14 protein-coding genes are annotated in these 17,118 nt (G+C 46.2%); 6 read left to right on the top strand and 8 right to left on the bottom strand.

Annotated elements, in window-relative coordinates; translation table 11 throughout:
• The first annotated feature begins 531 nt into the window (after positions 1–531).
• The 3 genes from ED312_RS08285 to ED312_RS08275 all read left to right on the top strand — a co-directional run bounded on the left by ED312_RS08285 (position 532) and on the right by ED312_RS08275 (position 3,741).
• Positions 532–969 carry a hypothetical protein gene (locus tag ED312_RS08285; protein ID WP_123215528.1) on the top strand — a complete coding sequence of 146 codons (438 nt, stop codon included), beginning with the start codon at positions 532–534 and terminating at the stop codon, positions 967–969.
• A gap of 166 nt (positions 970–1,135) precedes the next feature.
• Entirely contained in the window at positions 1,136–1,558 is a 423-nt protein-coding gene (locus ED312_RS08280) for a Fur family transcriptional regulator (RefSeq protein ID WP_123215527.1), read from the top strand.
• Between the two features lie 197 nt (positions 1,559–1,755).
• The gene (locus ED312_RS08275; RefSeq protein ID WP_123215526.1) at positions 1,756–3,741 is read left to right on the top strand and encodes a heavy metal translocating P-type ATPase; all 1,986 of its coding nucleotides are present in this window, start codon (positions 1,756–1,758) and stop codon (positions 3,739–3,741) included.
• Here the strand turns inward: ED312_RS08275 and ED312_RS08270 are convergent.
• Together ED312_RS08270 and ED312_RS08265 are read right to left on the bottom strand one after the other, a co-directional pair.
• On the bottom strand, positions 3,738–4,079 hold the full coding sequence (locus ED312_RS08270) for an antibiotic biosynthesis monooxygenase family protein (RefSeq protein ID WP_123215525.1): 342 nt from the start codon (positions 4,077–4,079) through the stop codon (positions 3,738–3,740). The two genes, ED312_RS08275 and ED312_RS08270, sit on opposite strands and share 4 nt — an antisense overlap.
• Positions 4,080–4,274: 195 nt before the next feature.
• The gene (locus ED312_RS08265; RefSeq protein ID WP_123215524.1) at positions 4,275–5,384 is read right to left on the bottom strand and encodes a cytochrome P450; all 1,110 of its coding nucleotides are present in this window, start codon (positions 5,382–5,384) and stop codon (positions 4,275–4,277) included.
• A gap of 121 nt (positions 5,385–5,505) precedes the next feature.
• Here ED312_RS08265 and ED312_RS08260 point away from each other — a divergent pair, with 121 nt between their 5' ends.
• The gene (locus tag ED312_RS08260; RefSeq protein ID WP_123215523.1) at positions 5,506–6,192 is read left to right on the top strand and encodes an ArsR/SmtB family transcription factor; all 687 of its coding nucleotides are present in this window, start codon (positions 5,506–5,508) and stop codon (positions 6,190–6,192) included.
• A 10-nt stretch (positions 6,193–6,202) separates the two neighbouring features.
• Here ED312_RS08260 and ED312_RS08255 read toward each other — a convergent pair whose 3' ends face one another.
• Positions 6,203–8,443: a patatin-like phospholipase family protein gene (locus tag ED312_RS08255; RefSeq protein ID WP_123215522.1), complete on the bottom strand. Its 2,241-nt coding sequence runs from the start codon at positions 8,441–8,443 to the stop codon at positions 6,203–6,205.
• A 161-nt stretch (positions 8,444–8,604) separates the two neighbouring features.
• On the bottom strand, positions 8,605–10,392 hold the full coding sequence (gene uvrC, locus ED312_RS08250; protein ID WP_123215521.1) for an excinuclease ABC subunit UvrC: 1,788 nt from the start codon (positions 10,390–10,392) through the stop codon (positions 8,605–8,607).
• A gap of 147 nt (positions 10,393–10,539) precedes the next feature.
• Between uvrC and ED312_RS08245 the strand changes: the two genes are divergently transcribed.
• Together ED312_RS08245 and ED312_RS08240 are read left to right on the top strand one after the other, a co-directional pair.
• Positions 10,540–10,728 (top strand): hypothetical protein, encoded by a 189-nt coding sequence (locus ED312_RS08245; protein ID WP_123215541.1) that lies wholly within the window; start codon positions 10,540–10,542, stop codon positions 10,726–10,728.
• A gap of 67 nt (positions 10,729–10,795) precedes the next feature.
• Positions 10,796–11,362 (top strand): 5-formyltetrahydrofolate cyclo-ligase, encoded by a 567-nt coding sequence (locus tag ED312_RS08240; RefSeq protein ID WP_123215520.1) that lies wholly within the window; start codon positions 10,796–10,798, stop codon positions 11,360–11,362.
• On the opposite strand, the gene ED312_RS08235 is transcribed toward ED312_RS08240, so the two are convergent.
• From ED312_RS08235 to recO, 4 genes are all read right to left on the bottom strand, one after another.
• A complete protein-coding gene (locus ED312_RS08235) occupies positions 11,347–11,991 on the bottom strand; it encodes a lipoprotein signal peptidase (protein WP_123215519.1) in 645 nt (214 codons plus the stop codon). The two genes, ED312_RS08240 and ED312_RS08235, sit on opposite strands and share 16 nt — an antisense overlap.
• Positions 11,992–12,223: 232 nt before the next feature.
• Positions 12,224–12,610, bottom strand: coding sequence for a TraR/DksA family transcriptional regulator (locus ED312_RS08230; RefSeq protein ID WP_123215518.1), 387 nt, complete (start codon positions 12,608–12,610; stop codon positions 12,224–12,226).
• Between the two features lie 4 nt (positions 12,611–12,614).
• A complete protein-coding gene (gene ileS, locus ED312_RS08225) occupies positions 12,615–16,013 on the bottom strand; it encodes an isoleucine--tRNA ligase (protein WP_123215517.1) in 3,399 nt (1,132 codons plus the stop codon).
• Positions 16,014–16,323: 310 nt separating this feature from the next.
• Positions 16,324–17,046 (bottom strand): DNA repair protein RecO, encoded by a 723-nt coding sequence (gene recO, locus ED312_RS08220; protein WP_123215516.1) that lies wholly within the window; start codon positions 17,044–17,046, stop codon positions 16,324–16,326.
• Positions 17,047–17,118 lie beyond the last annotated feature (72 nt).

Genomic DNA, 17,118 nt, shown 5'->3' with positions numbered 1-17,118 from the left:
ACAAAAGCGGCGAACTTAATCAAGTCCGCCGCTAACCGGGTTGCTTTAGCCGCTAACCCAAACCGGTCCGGTGTTAACGCATTCCCTTAAATGGCCCTATCCGGGCTTGCCGGGGAATAAAAAACCCAGTACTTTCCGCCACCCGAAATGCTTCCGGATCATCGGGGCAAGGATCACTATAACTATCAACCATCCCCGTACCGCTCGCTGTATTTCCCCGTTACGGGTGCTGTCGCACAGGCTGTGTTTTTCCCCGGTGATGCCTGCTCAACAACCCGTTGTAAATTGTTATATTCGCCGCAGATCCCCTTCCTTTTCGGTCTTCTCCCCCTGAAATCCGGACCGGGGCCCGCAGGCACAATAGCCACCGATATCGGCCCGATAAATAACTCCTCGTTACCCGGACAGGTTTTTCAAAAAGAGCAAGGCTATCGAACGCCGAATCTACGTTAAAAGACCATACTTCACAGATATCAAACTATCCACTCTCCCCAAAATTCACTACTTTTGATAAAACTTAAAAACTAAAACATGGGGATTATTCAAACCTTACATTCGTACTGGGCTTACCTAACCCTGATCATGCTCATTATTGCCGTTATCAACGCTATTGTCGGTTATTTCAGCAGCAAGCCTTTTATCATCGGGAAGGACCTTCGCATCAGCCTCTTTGCCTTGATATTCACACACATACAGTTGCTTCTGGGCATTATACTTTATTTTGTGTCCGACCGTTTTTCCCTCTGGTCCGAACTGGGGCCCGGCGGTGTAATGAAAAATGACCTGGCCAGGCTACTGCTCGTTGAACATCCTTTTACCAACATACTTGCCATTATACTGATAACCATAGGCTGGTCCAAACACAAAAAAGTGGAAAGCGCCAAGGGGAAATTCGGTAAGATTGCCTTTTTCTATACCCTGGGACTTATCCTCCTGCTGAGCAGAATTCCATGGTCGCAGTGGATGTAAATAATGCGATGCACTGAGCGCAGCCGAAGTGTGCCAATGGGGTAATCGGATAATGAAACAATAGTCTTAAGAGACAATCCTCTCCCCCTTGAGGGGGAGATGCCGTGGTTGCTGAGTTAGCCGAAGTACAGGCAGAGGGGGTGTCCCCCGGCAAAAACCAAATCTCATGCTAAACACATTGATATCCTGCATAGAAGACAAAGGCGTACGGGCCACCCCGGTGAGGATACTCACCCTGGAACAGTTCTGCAAGGACTCCAATGCCAAAAGCCTTTCCGAACTACAGATACTGCTCGACACCGTAGATAAAGCCACCATCTACCGCACCCTGAAAACCTTTGAGAAGCACGGTATCCTTCACGCTATAGACACGAACGGGGATGCCGTAAAATACGCACTGTGCAGCCCGTTCTGCCTTGCGGAAGAACACACGCATACCCACCCTCACTTTGTCTGTGAAAAATGCGATGCTACACACTGCCTGGACAAAACCAAAATATCCCTGCATAATTTTCCTTCCGACCATACTTTCGAGAGTATGGCGGTTATCATAAAAGGATTATGCCCTTCCTGCAAACCTTCCCGGTAAACGTCATATCCGAACTACGTACTCCGATTCCGTCAACTACAACAGGCACATACCGATTTTAGCGGAAAAGAGCATTTTATATCCTGCCTGCTTATAAACTTTGCAACCGGGTTACATAAGATTACCCGTAATTTTATCCCGTAAATATTCAATACCTACCGGAACTTCAGAGATTTCCGGCATATAAATACAATTTTATGGCGTCACATACTCACAATAACGAGTGCAATCACGATCACAACCACAGCGGTATCTTCGGAAAGAATACCGAACTGGTCTTTTCCCTGATCTGCGGAACCCTGCTGCTTACCGGTTTTCTTCTTAATAAACTTACCGGTTTGAGCGGATATGATCTATACCTGTATATCCCGGCCTATTTCTTCGGAGGGTTTTACGCTACCAAAGAGGCCTTTGAAAAAATACGCAAGGGAGAATTCGAAATAGATTTTCTGATGCTTGTAGCAGCCATAGGCGCAGCCATCCTGGACAAATGGGCAGAGGGGGCCTTGCTGTTATTCCTTTTCAGTCTCGGCCACTCGCTGGAACACTACGCCATGAACAAGGCCAGGAATTCTATTAAGGCCCTGGGCAATCTCAGCCCTAAAACCGCCCTGGTGAAAAGAAACGGAAAGAACGAGGAAATACCCGTAGAAGATCTCGCTATCGGTGATCTCATACTCGTAAAGCCCAACAGCAAGATCCCGGCAGACGGCGTTATTATCAAAGGAAAAAGCAGTGTGGACCAGGCCGCTATTACCGGGGAAAGTATCCCGGTGGACAAAATTCCCGCGGAAAACGCGGAAGAATTATCGGATTTCAGCACCGTCCCCGGCGAAAGCAAAGCTTTTACTGGCACGATCAACGGCAACAGTGCACTGGAGGTCAGAGTGCTTAAATTATCCAAAGATTCCACGCTCTCAAGGCTTGTGGCACTGGTCAGTCAGGCCGAAGCCAAACAGTCCCCCACCCAGCAGTTCACCAAAAAATTCGAGAGGATATTTGTGCCGTCCGTGATACTACTGGTCATAGCGTTGTGTTTTGCTTATCTGGTCATAGACGAACCCTTTTCAACCAGTTTCTACCGGGCCATGACCGTTTTGGTGGCCGCAAGCCCATGTGCGCTGGCCATTTCCACGCCGAGTGCCGTTTTAAGCGGTGTTGCCCGTGCCGCACAGGCAGGGGTACTGATCAAAGGAGGAAAAGCTCTGGAGAACCTGGGCAGTCTTTCTGCCATAGCATTCGACAAGACCGGAACACTTACGGAAGGGAAACCGAGGCTTACCCATGTAGCACCTTCCGAAGGGATCTCCAAAGAAGACTTTCTGAACTGTGTCCTCGCCATAGAACGTCAAAGCGATCACCCCCTGGCCAGGGCCATTGTCAGGGATATCCCGGCAATGTTACAAGGTACTGCGACCGACACGGAAGATGCTACGGATATCGAAGCGCTCCAGGGAAAAGGAATTAAGGCAACTTACGAAGGTGAAACCGTGTATATCGGCAACCCTGCCCTCTTTGAGGAGGACCTGAAAGACATCCTTCCCGATACGGTGAAAAGCAGGATTTCGGACTTTCAGCAGCAAGGATACACTACCATGCTGGCCAAAAAAGGAAATACGTTCCTCGGGATACTCACCTTGATGGATACCCCCCGGGAAACCGCAAAAGCCACCTTACTGGCCCTCAAAGACAGCGGTATCCGCCGCATGGTAATGCTTACCGGGGACAACCAGAAAGTGGCCGACGCCATTGCGGTACAAACAGGCCTTACCGATGCCTATGGTGATCTCCTCCCGGAAGATAAGGTAAAGGCTATACGGGAATTAAGGCAAAAAGAGGCACAGATCGCCATGGTAGGAGATGGTGTCAATGATGCCCCCGCCATGGCCAACAGTACCGTTGGGATTGCTATGGGAGCCGCGGGATCGGATGTAGCCCTGGAAACGGCAGACATAGCCCTTATGGATGATAAACTGGAAAAACTTCCCTTTGTCATAGGGCTCAGCAGAAAATCCAGGCAGATTATACGCCAGAACCTGTTTATCAGCCTGGGAATCGTATTATTCCTCATACCGTCCGCCATTATCGGCTTTACCGGGATAGGTCCTACCGTGGCCATACACGAAGGTTCTACCCTGATCGTTGTTATCAACGCCCTCCGCTTACTGGCCTATAAACGTTAATGGACCTTTTTGCTGTCTCTGGGAGCCTGGTCACGGGAGAACATTCCGTAATCCCGGCTTACCCCGGCTACCCGGAGCCTGTAATCCCGGAAAACATAAGCCCTACCCTTCTTTTGGGCTCCTCTGTGCATTTCTAACATACGCCACAACTTTACCGACTCCTCATCTTCCCAGAAGGAGAGGGAAAGCAGTTTTTCGGGGTGTGCCAGGCTCCGGAACCTCTCTACGGAGATAAATCCGGGGGCTTTCTCCAGTTCTTCCCGTAACCCTGCTGCTATATCCAGGTAATCCTGTTCGTTTTCGGGGGATAATTCCACTTCAAAAATTACGGCAATCATTCTGTTTCTTTTTAAGGTTAATAAAATAAATCATTATCAGACTTTAAATCCATATGTTTTGACTAGCAATCCTGTCCGGCGGGGAATTTGCTCTTTAGTAATTAATTTATTGATTTTAAATCAATTACCTAAATAACCCAATAACTCAGTAGCCTGATAACTTCAACTATTTTTGAGACCAATCAAACAATCCTTCTATTCCGAAAGCCTCAGTATAACCTGCTCCGGAATTCTGGCATGGGATAACGGTGCATAAGTTATGTCTGCCGACAATCCTACAGTTTTAAAACGGGAAGTTATATAGTCCAGCATGTCAACCGCCAGGTTTATGGAAAAGTGATCGGCAGGACAACTGTGGACCCCCGAACCGAATGCAAGGTAATCCCCGTTGTTTTTCCTGTCCGGGTCGAAAAATTCCGCACGCTCAAATACGGCAGCATCCCGGTTGGCCGATGCAAGTACCAGCAAAAGCTCATCGCCTTTCTTCAGGAAATTCTCCCCTATGTTCATGTCTTTCGGCAATATCCTTCTGGTATGATGGAAGACGGGTACATAGCGCAATGTTTCCGTTACAAGTTTCCGGAAATCGTCCCTGCCTTCTATTTTTAGGACATCTTTGTGGCGGAGGTATTGTATAAGTACATTGTTCAAAAGGCCCCGCATGGCATCATATCCTTGTATACAAAGCCCTATCAGGTTGGAAATAGATATGTCCTTATCAGGTATTTTCCAGCCCCTGTTCAGCAGGTGTTTTTCAATAGACCGATACAGCTTTTCGGAAACTGCATTCAATTGTTCCGCAATATCATATGTCATGGCAATTGTCATGTATTTTTTAATTACTGCAATATGTAACAGTATAAAATCCACATCCTCCTTTCCGAACTCAAGGCTTTTTAACAGGACGGTTACCGGCAGTACTTTCGCAATTGCTTCCGTCCAGTTCACCCTCTCTTTATTGGTCCCTGCCAGCAATCCGCCCATAATTTCCTTTGTATCCACAGGTTTCATCAGGCGAACGAGGTTCATTACCGTTTCCTTTCGTTCCCGATGTTGCGGGGGATTACTCCTCCTGGCCAGGTTTTCGCGGATGATCCGGGTATACCTGTCGCACATTTCTTCCGCATCGGAATGCACTTGCGGTATTGTTGCTGTACTGTTTTGCAGGACAGAGAGGCAATCCTTATAACCATATATAGCCCATACGCCGTTTATTTCATCCCGGTATACCGGGTTTTTACTTCGCATCTTTCGGTACAACAGAAAGGGGTCTTCTTCTTCGGATTGTAAAAAACAGGTGTTCATACTCTTTTTCAGTTTTGAAATATATTAACGGGACAAGATTACTTCATTCTGCCCCGGGATATTTCATCCGGGCATGAAATGTAAAATATTTCTCTGTTGTAACTTTGTATAAAAACAGGAAATGACCTTTGAGGAGCATTACAAAAAAATAACTTCCCTGCTGGGAGAACCGGTACGGGCCATCATGCTTTGGCACTTACTCGATGGCCGGGCCTATACTGCGGGAGAACTGGCCCTTTGCGCGGATACAACGCCACAGTCGGCCAGCAACCATCTTCTGAAACTTTTATCCGCAGGGCTACTGGCGGTGGAAAAGCAGGGAAGACACCGGTATTACCGGCTCGCTACGCCCGAAGTGGCATACGTCATAGAATCTATTGCCAACCTCGTACCCCCCGAGAAGCAAAAAGATCGGAAAAAGCGGCCTGTCCTGTCCGGGCACACATATGCAAGGACCTGTTACGACCACCTTGCAGGGAAGGCAGGAGTACTCTTAACGGAAGCCATGATAAGTAACGGGATATTGGTGGCCGATAATGGCACTTTCAAGGTTTCCGATATCGGGAAAACATGGTTTTCCGGGTTGGACATCGATGTGGACAACCTTCGTTTAATGAAACGTTCCTTTGCAAGGCCGTGTCTGGACTGGAGCGAACGGAAACACCACCTCGCCGGGGCTTTGGGTGCCGCTTTCCTGAACAGGATGATCTCCTTGCAATGGATACGGAAAAAACAACATTCAAGGGAAGTTATCATCACATCCGCAGGCCGGCAAAAATTATATGAATTACTGAAGGTAAACCTGTAATACTCCTTTATCAGAACCAGAACCCGAGGTTAAAAAACCAAAGGCCTTTGCCTCGCTCCGGGGACCAGGAATATTTCAGTTCTATGGGTCCTATAAAGGTTTCCAGGCCATAGCCAATGGCATAGCCCGTATAAGCAGGAGCCTGGAACCAATCGCCGTGTTCAAAAATATCATTACCGGCATTGGCGAAATTGGCTGTAAAGTTCACATGGTTCTTCCGCATAAATTCATAATCGAGGGTGGCCGTGGCTTTCACATAACTGTCCCCTCCGAAACTGATAAAATCATATCCCAGGAAAGGCTTGAAATTGTTGATAAGATCATTCCCGTACCCCCCTAGTATATACTGCAGGGGTTCCGCTCCCGCCCCTCCCAGGACCGACCCTGCTTCCGCAGAAAGATTAAGCGCCACATTCCGGTAAAAAACAGGAGTCGCCATTCCTGCCTTGGCCTTTAACATGGAAAATTCGTTGAATGTATTGTTGTAATCGGAAGACGCAAAGTAAAAGTGATAATCCCCATCGAAATACAATCCTTTCTTGGGAAAATAACGGTTGTCATAAGTGTCCAGCTTCATAAAACTGTAGGCACTGTAATAATCGCTGTCTTCAAAGGTAGCCTTTCTGCTGTCTCCCTGCGATATGGTTTCCGATTCTATCCGCAACCGCTTGTGTTCCAGCCCTGCTCCCACGGAAAATTCTTCCCGGAAAACGGTCTGCAGATAGATCTGGTTGGTAAGATCGGATAATTTTACCCCTATACGGTTCAATCCGTCAACAACAGGAGGTTGCTGTTCGGAGTCCTCCAGAAAATCCACACTGACATCCGTGGCAAATCTGTTGTATGACGATTTTACACCGAAACTCCAGTAAAATCCCTTATCCAGGTAATACTCCAGGTTATACCGGAGATTATCCCCCAATACCACATCCAGGGATAATACATCATCGTCAAAAAGAAACTGTTTCTTGGTAAGGTTTAACAACACCGCACTTTTATACAGTCCATCGTAATGCAGTCCGAAACGCAGGAGCATGGTCCTTTTGTTTTCCTGGAGTCTCATATGCATGTCGTACTGATCCTCACCCTCCTTATCTTTCACAAACCTGTAACGTATGCTTTCAAAATTATTGGTAGCCGACAAATTTGCCAGTCCCTGGTCCAGTTTCAGGAAAGACACTTTTCCCGTCGTTGTAAAACGCAGTTTTCCCTTGATGTATGCCCTGGAATATTTATCATTCCCCTCAAGGGTCAAACCGCTTATATCAATGCTGTCAACTGCTTCTATATGATGCCCGGGCCTGGGTCCGGCTGCCTGTTGGGCGGCAAGTTCCCTGAGCTGGCTCATTTGCTCCCTGGCTGCCGTTTCGCCATTGGCGATAATATATTGCCCCCTGTCAAAAGACACTACGGAAAATGCCTTGATGTCCGGTTTGATATATACATCCGTTTGCTCGGACTTTTTCTTCATATCATTTACGGTACGGTAGTTATTGATCTGCATCAGGATATCGGTCGCGGCACTGAGCTCATCCCTTTCCGCCAACGCATCCTGTACGTCAATACCTATGATTTTCTCTGCCCCGAGAGCTTTTACCTCATTGATCGGATAATTATTGACTACTCCCCCGTCTATCAGTACATTTCCTCCTATTTCCACAGGATTGAACAGGGAAGGGAACGATCCGCTGGCCAGGATGGCCTCGGGGAGGTACCCTTTGTCCAACACTACGGGTTCCCCCGTTTCCACATTGGTTGCTATACAGAAAAAAGGTATAGGAAGCTTGCTGAAATCTTCCACATCATTTACGGGATAAAGAAGTTTTACCAACAGGTTATATATATTCTGGCCACGGGACAATGCCCTGGGAAAAGATATTTTGAAATTGTCAAAAGGAAGCGTAAGCGCATAGCGCTCGGAATTCTCTTTTTCATAGAAGGTACGCGCAGAACGCGGTACATTATCCTGTATAAGTTCGTTGAAATCGACCACCTGAAAAATGGAATCGAGCTGCTTTGCAGAATACCCGGACGCATATAAAGCACCGATTATCGCTCCCATACTGGTACCTCCTATATAATCGATACGCACCCCGGCCTCCTCGATAACTTTAAGCGCTCCTATATGTGCAAGCCCTTTGGCACCTCCGCCACTCAGCACCAGGCCCACTTTTACATCTTCCGGATTGCTGTCCTGTGCATTACCGTACCAGACGACCATACACAACAGGAGGAGTACATGCTTTTTCATTCTTATATATTTTTATACCTAAACCCTTTTTTAACGATGAATGATGAATTTCAAATGAAGAACACCGGAATAACAGCATCCGCAAATAACATCATCATCCCGGTTCTGTTATCTGATCTTCATCTCATAATATAGGCAAAAAACCTCATCACAGGCATCCCTCAATGAAAATAATCATAAACTTTCTTTGCCTTTGCCTGTCCGATCACTTTCGAAATTTCTTTCAGTTCCGCCTCTTTTATCCGTTTTACCGAACGGAATTCTTTCAATAGTTCTTCGGCCGTTTTATCGCCCACTCCCTCGATGTTTGTCAGTTCACTGTCTATCGCGGCATTGCTCCTTTTATTTCTGTGGAACGTAATGCCAAACCGGTGCGCCTCATTCCGGAGATGCTGTATCACTTTCAGGGTTTCGGATTTTTTGTCCAGGTAAAGCGGTACGGAATCCCCGGGATAATATATTTCTTCCAGCCGTTTGGCGATCCCTATAATTGCAATTTTCCCCCGGAGCCCCAGAACGTCGAGACTTTTTAATGCGGAAGACAATTGGCCTTTCCCTCCGTCTATAACGATAAGTTGCGGCAGGGATTGCCCTTCTTCCGAAAGTCTTTTATACCTTCGGAAAACCACCTCTTCCATAGAAGCAAAATCATCCGGCCCCTCTACGGTCTTGATATTGAAATGCCGGTAGTCCTTCTTACTGGGCTTGCCGTCCTTGAACACCACACAGGCCGCAACCGGATTGGTCCCCTGAATATTGGAATTATCGAAACACTCAATATGCCTCGGTTCTTCCTTTAGGCGCAGGTCCTGCTTCATCTGTGCCATCACGCGGTTCACATGCCTGTCCGGATCGGTGATTTTTACCTGTTTGAAACGTTCCTGCCGGTAAAACCTGGCATTTCTTTCGGACAGTTCCACCAGTCTTTTTTTATCGCCCAGCTTGGGTATAGTGACCTTGACATTATCGGAAGTTTTTACGGGAAACGGTACATAAATCTCCCCGGACCTGGAATGGAAGCGCTGCCGGAGCTCCGTAATGGCCAGTTCCAGTAATTCCTGATCGGATTCCTCCAGCTTCTTTTTCATTTCTATCGTATGGGCCCGGATAATGGAACCGTAAGATAGTTGTAAAAAATTGACATAACCATAACTATCGTCCGAAACAATGGAAAATACATCCACATTACTGATCCTGGGGTTTACTATGGTTGATTTCGCCTGGTAATTTTCCAGTATTTCTATTTTCTCCTTGATCCTGTGGGCCTCTTCGAACTGCATCTCATCGGCACAGGCTTTCATCCGGGTTTTAAAACTTTGCAGGGAATCCTTGAAATTACCTTTAAGGATCTCCCGTATGGCCCTGATCTGCGCATCATACTCACCGATAGATTGCAGGCCTTCACAGGGCCCCTTACAATTCCCCAGATGATATTCCAGGCATACCCTGTATTTACCCGCTTCTATTTTATCGGCAGAAAGGTCATAGTTACACGTTCGCAGCGGATAAAGTCCTTTGATGAGCTCCAGCAGTGTCCGGATGGTTTTCACGCTGGTATAGGGGCCAAAATATTCGGAACCGTCCTTTATAACCCTTCTCGTGGAAAAAATGCGGGGGAAACGCTCCTTTTTAATACATATCCAGGGGTAGGACTTGTCGTCCTTCAGTAAAACATTATACCTCGGCTGATACTTCTTGATGAGATTATTTTCGAGAAGCAGCGCGTCGGTCTCCGTGGGAACTACAATATGCCGGATGTCTGCGATTTTTTTAACAAGTACCCTAGTCTTGCCGTATTCATGGGTTTTGTGAAAATAGGAAGACACCCTCTTTTTCAGGTTTTTGGCCTTCCCTACATATAATATCTTTCCGTCTTTGTCGTAAAACTGATAGACACCGGGACTGTCCGGAAGGGTCTGGAGTAGTATATCTACAGAAGTAGTGCTCATATAGCGAAATTAGTAATTTTATATATTACTTTTTGCCGATCCGTCCACCTACTTCACCCGGTTTTCTTTGCCGGAAGAAAAGATGGCATGATTTTTAAGGTATATTTGCATATACTAAACATAGTCATACCTAAAAATATAAGGATTATGAGAAATTTGAAATTTATATTCGGACTTTTCCTCATGGCTGTATTTATTACTTCCTGCAGTGTGCACAGGGTTCATACCAATGCCAAAGGAGACATTCCCCCAGGGCAAATGAAAAAGATAACCGGTGAAAAAAATGCCAAAAACCATGCTCCCGGACAACAGAAAAAGCAACAGTACTACCGTTAACCTGTAAATAAAACAGTAAAACCAAAGCTTCGCACCGGGATTGCTTTACAGTACATCAAAAAGTTTCATGGATAAAAAGGAACTGAGAATAAAATACAAAGGCCTGCGCAGGCAGGTAACTGATGCAGCCGCCGAAGAAAAAAGTCTCGGCATAGCCAATAAAATACTGTCCTTACCTATCTGGAAAGGCACATATTACCATATTTTTCTCCCGATCGAAAAACACCGGGAAATAGATACTTCTTTCATATTGAGTATTCTCCAGGGGAAAGATAAGGAGATCGTAATACCGAAAAGCAATTTTGAAGACGGCTCCATGATCCACTACCTGCTTACGGACAATACCGTGATGAAAAAAAACGTATATGATATTCCCGAACCTGTTGACGGGCTGGAAGTGCCTCCCGCAAAAATAGATGTTGTTTTTGTGCCGCTGCTCGCTTTTGATGCAAAGGGGCACCGTGTAGGATACGGGAAAGGGTTTTACGATCGTTTTCTGTCTTTATGCCGGAAGGATACTATAAAGGTCGGCCTCTCCTTTTTTGAAGCGGAAGAATATATTACGGAAGTCCTGGAAAGCGATATAAGACTGGATTACTGTGTAACCCCGGAAAATATCTATGCGTTTTCCTGAGTTGCCGTTTCTTCCTTTTTAGGGAATGCCTGTTTATTAAAAATCAAAAGGGTCACTACACCGATAAAAATGGCCGAATCCGCGAGATTAAATACCGGTTCGAAGAAACGAAAGGCCCTTCCGCCCAGTCCGGGTACCCAATCGGGCCAGGTGGTATTTACCATCGGAAAATAAAGCATATCCACTACCTTCCCGTGAAAGAGTTTACCATAAGGTTCGGCCGCGAAAAGGGTCGCTACCTCGTTATGGCTCTCGTTGAAGACCAGGCCGTAAAAAACAGAGTCTACAATATTACCCAATGCGCCCGCAAAAATAAGGGCTATGCAAATTATTAATATCCTGGGGCTGTTTTTCTTCACTGCATCATACAGCCAGTAACCGATCCCGCAAATAGCAAACAGGCGAAAAACCGTAAGGGCAATTTTTCCTGCTTCATCCGAAATAAAGGGAATGATATCACTGAGTTTTGTACCCCAGGCCGCTCCTTCATTTTCAATGAATAATATTTTGAACCAACTGAAAACAGTTACCGATTCTCCCAGGACAAAGTGGGTTTTGATATAAATCTTGCTTATCTGATCTATAAGAACAACCAGGAAGATTATTAAAGCGGCTTTTTTTAAAGACATGATCCCTTTACCAATATGTCCGCCTGAGGCGGATTTTAAATATCATTTTTCTTTTTCTTTTAAGCAAAGGCCAAAAATACAAATATACTCCGTTTCGGATAATACACTCCCTTGTTTAAAAGAAAACCTGCCGGACACGGAACATCGGCAGGTCTTTTTTTTTATAACGTATCGCTATCGGGCCACCCGGGTATCTGTTACGGCATACATTCCGTATTCACCGGAGGGTTTTCTAGCTCTTCTGCATGTTTTTGGCTTCAATGCTCAATGTAGCATGAGGCACGAGTTTCAGACGTTCTTTACTGATGAGTTTCCCGGTTACGCGGCAAATGCCATAGGTCTTATTCTCTATACGAACCAATGCGTTTCTCAGGTCCCTGATAAACTTTTCCTGGCGGATAGCCAACTGCGTATTGGCCTCTTTACTCATGGTTTCGGAACCTTCTTCAAAAGCTTTGAATGTAGGAGAGGTATCGTCCGTACCGTTATTGCCGTCATTCATGTATGCGCTTCTTATCAGTTCCAGATCCTTTTTGGCTTTGTCAATTTTTCCTTCTATCAATATCCGGAACTCTTCCAGTTCTTTATCGGAATATCTTACCTTTACATCTGTACTCATAGCGTTAATGTTTTTGAATAAACAATTTGGTGTTCACATCATCAAAAGCAACTTCCGTACCGTTTTTCATATCTTCTTCAAGATAGAGCTCTGCTGTCAGGGTTTCTGTCTTGATATAATCGAGATTACTCGTTACTGCCTGTTCCACAGAACCGTCTTTCTGAAGCTTCACATCTATTTTGTCTGTTACGTCAAAGCCCGAATCTTTTCGAAGGTTCTGTATCCTGTTCACCAGTTCTCTTGCTATACCTTCCCTTCGAAGGTCTTCGGTGATCGTAACATCCAGAGCTACGGTAAGCCCTTCCGACACTGCAACCAACCATCCTTCTATGTCTTGTGAAGAGATCTCTACTTCATCGCTAACTAAAGTAATGCTTTTTCCGTTAATTTCCACCTCAATTAGGCCATTTTGCTCGATTTTTTTAATATCTTCCTGCGTAAACCCCTGTATTTTACTGGAAACCAACTTCATATCTTTACCAAACCGCGGCCCCAATTTTTTGAAATTGGGCTTCACCTGTTTTACCAGCACTCCGGAAGCATCATCCAGCAGTTCTATCTCCTTGACATTCACTTCCGATTTTATGAGATCGGCTACGGCAAGGATCTCTTCCCTGCTTTGTTCGTCGAGTACCGGGATCATTATTTTCTGTAACGGCTGGCGTACCCGGATGCTTTCCTTTTTACGCAGTGACAGTACCAGGGAAGATATGGTTTGTGCCTTCTCCATCTTGTGTTCCAGCAATTTATCCACACACTTTTCATCATACACCGGGAAATCGGCCAGGTGCACACTTTCCGCATTTCCTTTTCCGGTCACTGCAGTGAGGTCCCTGTATAGCCTGTCCATATAGAAAGGCGCTATGGGAGCCCCGAGCCTGGCAATCACTTCCAGACACGTATATAACGTCTGATAAGCGGAAATCTTGTCTTTGCCGTAATCTCCTTTCCAGAAACGCCTCCTGCTGAGACGTACGAACCAGTTGCTCAGGTATTCCTGTGTGAAATCGGAAATAGCCCTGGCTGCCCTTGTAGGCTCGTAATCGGCATAAAAACCGTCCGCTTTACGGATAAGCGTGTTCAGTTCCGACAGTATCCAGCGGTCTATCTCCGGACGTTCTTCCAACGGTATGTCGGCTTCCGAATAGGTGAAATTATCTATGTTGGCATAGAGACCGAAGAAAGAATAAGTGTTGTATAAAGTCCCGAAAAACTTCCGGCGTACCTCGGCTATCCCTTCCACATCGAATTTCAGGTTATCCCATGGGTTGGCATTGCTGATCATATACCACCGGGTAGCATCCGGACCGTATTCTTTCAGTGTAACAAAAGGGTCTACGGCATTGCCGAGGCGTTTGGACATTTTCTGCCCGTTCTTATCCAGAACCAGCCCGTTGGAGACCACGTTCTCATAGGCTACGGAATCGAAAATCATGGTTCCTATGGCATGCAGGGTATAGAACCACCCCCTGGTCTGGTCCACCCCTTCTGCTATATAGTCGGCGGGGAAAGCTTCTCCCCCGTCTATTTTTTCCTTGTTTTCAAACGGGTAATGCCACTGGGCATACGGCATAGAACCACTGTCGAACCAAACATCGATGAGATCAGACTCCCGCTTCATCGGTTTTCCGGAAGGCGACACCAGGACAATACGGTCTACCACGTTTTTGTGCAGGTCTATCTTTTCATAGTTCTCCTCACTCATATCTCCGGCAATAAAGTCCGCGAATATGTCTTTCTCCATCACCCCGGCCGTAACTGCTTTTCCCATTTCGGCTTTCAGTTCTTCTACCGAGCCTATGACGATCTCCTCTTTACCGTCTTCAGTACGCCATATAGGCAAAGGTATACCCCAGAAACGGGAACGGGACAGGTTCCAGTCGTTGGCATTCTGCAGCCAGTTGCCAAAACGTCCTTCACCGGTAGCCTTCGGTTTCCAGTTTATGGTAGTATTGAGGTCATACATCCGTTCTTTTACCTCGGTCACCTTTATAAACCAGGAATCCAGCGGGTAATACAATACGGGTTTGTCTGTCCTCCAGCAATGCGGGTAACTGTGCACATATTTTTCGACTTTAAAGGCCTTGTTCTCTTCTTTCAGTTTTATGGCTATCTCCACATCCACCGATTTCTCCGGCACCTTATCATCGTCGTAATATTCGTTTTTCACATATTTACCGCCTACTTCCGGCAGTTCCCCGCGGAAACGTCCCTGGAGGTCTACCAGCGGTACGGGGTTATTATTATCATCGAGTACCAGCATTGGCGGTACTTCCGGAGAAGCTTCCTTTGCCACCCTGGCATCGTCCGCACCGAAAGTGGGCGCAGTATGCACGATACCCGTACCGTCTTCTGTAGTGACAAAATCGCCCGGAATTACCCGGAAAGCATTTTCCGGATGCCGGTAGGGCAGGGCATAGGACAGTAACTGTTCATATTTTATACCTACAAGGTCTGCTCCCTTACATGCTGCCAGTACACGGTATGGTATCTTTTTCTTTTCCGAAGTATAAGTATCAAAATCCTCCCCGCTTTCCGCTGCGTAATACTTGCCGGCAAATATGCTTCCTACCAGATTCTTTGCAAGGACTACATGTATAGGCTCAAAAGTATACTGGTTGAACGTTTTCACCAGCACATATTCGATTTTCGGCCCTACGGTAAGCGCCGTATTGGACGGCAATGTCCACGGCGTTGTAGTCCAGGCCAGCAAATGGATATCCCCGTATCCGCGCAACACTTCCGGCAACGTGTCCTGTATGGTTCTGAACTGGGCAACGACCGTAGTATCCGTAACATCCCGGTAGCATCCCGGCTGATTGAGCTCATGTGAACTGAGCCCTGTTCCGGCCTTCGGGGAATAGGGCTGTATGGTATACCCTTTGTAGATCAGGCCTTTGTCATATATCTGTTTTAGCAGCCACCATACACTTTCCATGTATTTGGATTTGTAGGTGATGTACGGATTATCCATATCCACCCAATACCCCATCTTACGGGTGAGATCGTTCCAGATACCGGTATATCGCATAACCGCTTGTTTACAGGCCTGGTTATATTCTTCCACCGATATCTTTTTGCCTATGTCCTCTTTGGTGATACCGAGTTCCTTTTCCACACCGAGCTCTACCGGAAGCCCGTGGGTGTCCCACCCGGCCTTACGCTTTACCTGGTAGCCTTTCTGGGTCTTGTAACGGCAAAAAATGTCCTTGATAGCACGTGCCATTACGTGGTGGATTCCCGGCAGTCCGTTTGCCGAGGGCGGGCCTTCGTAAAAAACGAAGGGTTTACATCCTTCCCGTGATGTTATACTCTTTTCAAAAACACTGTTTTCCTCCCAATAATTCAGGATTTCTTCTGCCAGTTCAGGCAGTTCAAGACCTTTATACTCGGTAAATTTCATTATTTGTTCTCCTTATCTCTTTTAAGATTGCGAAATTAATCATTTTCAACGAATTGTAAAGGAGGTCAGCCGGGAAAATCGGCGCGTTCGTCACGGGGACAGACCACGGCAAACTTCCACCGCCGGGAACCCCGGGGTTTAAAGCTGATTATGAGTTTCTTCTCCCGGACCGTCATTTCACCGGAATTCTTTTTCGTATTGCAGGGTACTCATCATCTTTACATGGATCCGAAAGCCGTACCGGCAGACCACCGCAATGGTTTTTCAGGACTTTACTTATCTTTAAAACACCTATCCTGCAAAAACCGTTTCAACGGAATACTTCATGCAGGACCTGCAGGGACTTCGGCTTACGGAAACCGGAAAGATGCAGTTCGTAGTAGGTTATGAGGCCATCTAAAATATTTCTGCGAATATCCTTTGTAAGCTTTCTCCGGGACAGGCCTTCAAAATCCGCTCCCAGAAATTTCCGGAAGTATTCCAGAGTAACCCCTTCAATAACAGGGCCATATCCGGCATGGGAAACAAAAACACCTTCCAGAAGGTCAAAATAAGGGAGGTGATCTTCTGAAGCATCCGGATAAAAGCCGAGGTACCTGGTTAATTTCAGCAGGAACAATATGTGAAAATTTGCTGTATTTTCCTGTCTGTCCAGCCAAAGAAGGGCTTCTTCCATATACCGGTACAATGCTGTATTTTCCTCTTCTTCCTGTATACAACTGCTCAGCACTTCTGCCAGGAAAAGCACGACGGCATTTTTGGTCATATCGGAATAAAGGGTATGGTAATGATGTTCTACCCGGGCTTCTTTGATGTGCTCAAGGTTACCTTTCCCCTTGTGACCGGCTGTGATTTCCAATTGGTTAAGCGGAAAGAAAAGAGCTTTTTTTAATTTTCCCTTACGGGAGGAGGACAGGATGCCACGCAAAAGATAGGACTGCACTCCGCAGCACTCGGTAAAGCACTTGACAATAAGGCTGGTATCGCTATATTTTATAGCCGACAACACTATGGCTTTGGTAGTTATTACCATACACGCGATGATTGTTTCCCGGGTTTACTGCAAACCTAAGGAAATTTTGCAAGTATCCGGAACCGGAAAATC

The organism is Sinomicrobium pectinilyticum (assembly GCF_003725735.1).
Lineage (GTDB): Bacteria > Bacteroidota > Bacteroidia > Flavobacteriales > Flavobacteriaceae > Sinomicrobium > Sinomicrobium pectinilyticum.
The sequence above is the reverse complement of the archived record's forward strand: the minus strand, read 5'-3'. Positions and strand labels throughout refer to the sequence as shown.

Coding starts and splice junctions, on each gene's coding strand:
- ED312_RS08245 (WP_123215541.1), top strand. CDS start 10,540: ATGAGAAATTTGAAATTTATATTCGGACTTTTCCTCATGGCTGTATTT.
- uvrC (WP_123215521.1), bottom strand. CDS start 10,392: ATGAGCACTACTTCTGTAGATATACTACTCCAGACCCTTCCGGACAGT.
- ED312_RS08270 (WP_123215525.1), bottom strand. CDS start 4,079: ATGATTGCCGTAATTTTTGAAGTGGAATTATCCCCCGAAAACGAACAG.
- ED312_RS08240 (WP_123215520.1), top strand. CDS start 10,796: ATGGATAAAAAGGAACTGAGAATAAAATACAAAGGCCTGCGCAGGCAG.
- ED312_RS08285 (WP_123215528.1), top strand. CDS start 532: ATGGGGATTATTCAAACCTTACATTCGTACTGGGCTTACCTAACCCTG.
- ED312_RS08275 (WP_123215526.1), top strand. CDS start 1,756: ATGGCGTCACATACTCACAATAACGAGTGCAATCACGATCACAACCAC.
- ED312_RS08235 (WP_123215519.1), bottom strand. CDS start 11,991: ATGTCTTTAAAAAAAGCCGCTTTAATAATCTTCCTGGTTGTTCTTATA.
- ED312_RS08265 (WP_123215524.1), bottom strand. CDS start 5,384: ATGAACACCTGTTTTTTACAATCCGAAGAAGAAGACCCCTTTCTGTTG.
- ED312_RS08255 (WP_123215522.1), bottom strand. CDS start 8,443: ATGAAAAAGCATGTACTCCTCCTGTTGTGTATGGTCGTCTGGTACGGT.
- ED312_RS08280 (WP_123215527.1), top strand. CDS start 1,136: ATGCTAAACACATTGATATCCTGCATAGAAGACAAAGGCGTACGGGCC.
- ED312_RS08260 (WP_123215523.1), top strand. CDS start 5,506: ATGACCTTTGAGGAGCATTACAAAAAAATAACTTCCCTGCTGGGAGAA.
- ED312_RS08230 (WP_123215518.1), bottom strand. CDS start 12,610: ATGAGTACAGATGTAAAGGTAAGATATTCCGATAAAGAACTGGAAGAG.
- ileS (WP_123215517.1), bottom strand. CDS start 16,013: ATGAAATTTACCGAGTATAAAGGTCTTGAACTGCCTGAACTGGCAGAA.
- recO (WP_123215516.1), bottom strand. CDS start 17,046: ATGGTAATAACTACCAAAGCCATAGTGTTGTCGGCTATAAAATATAGC.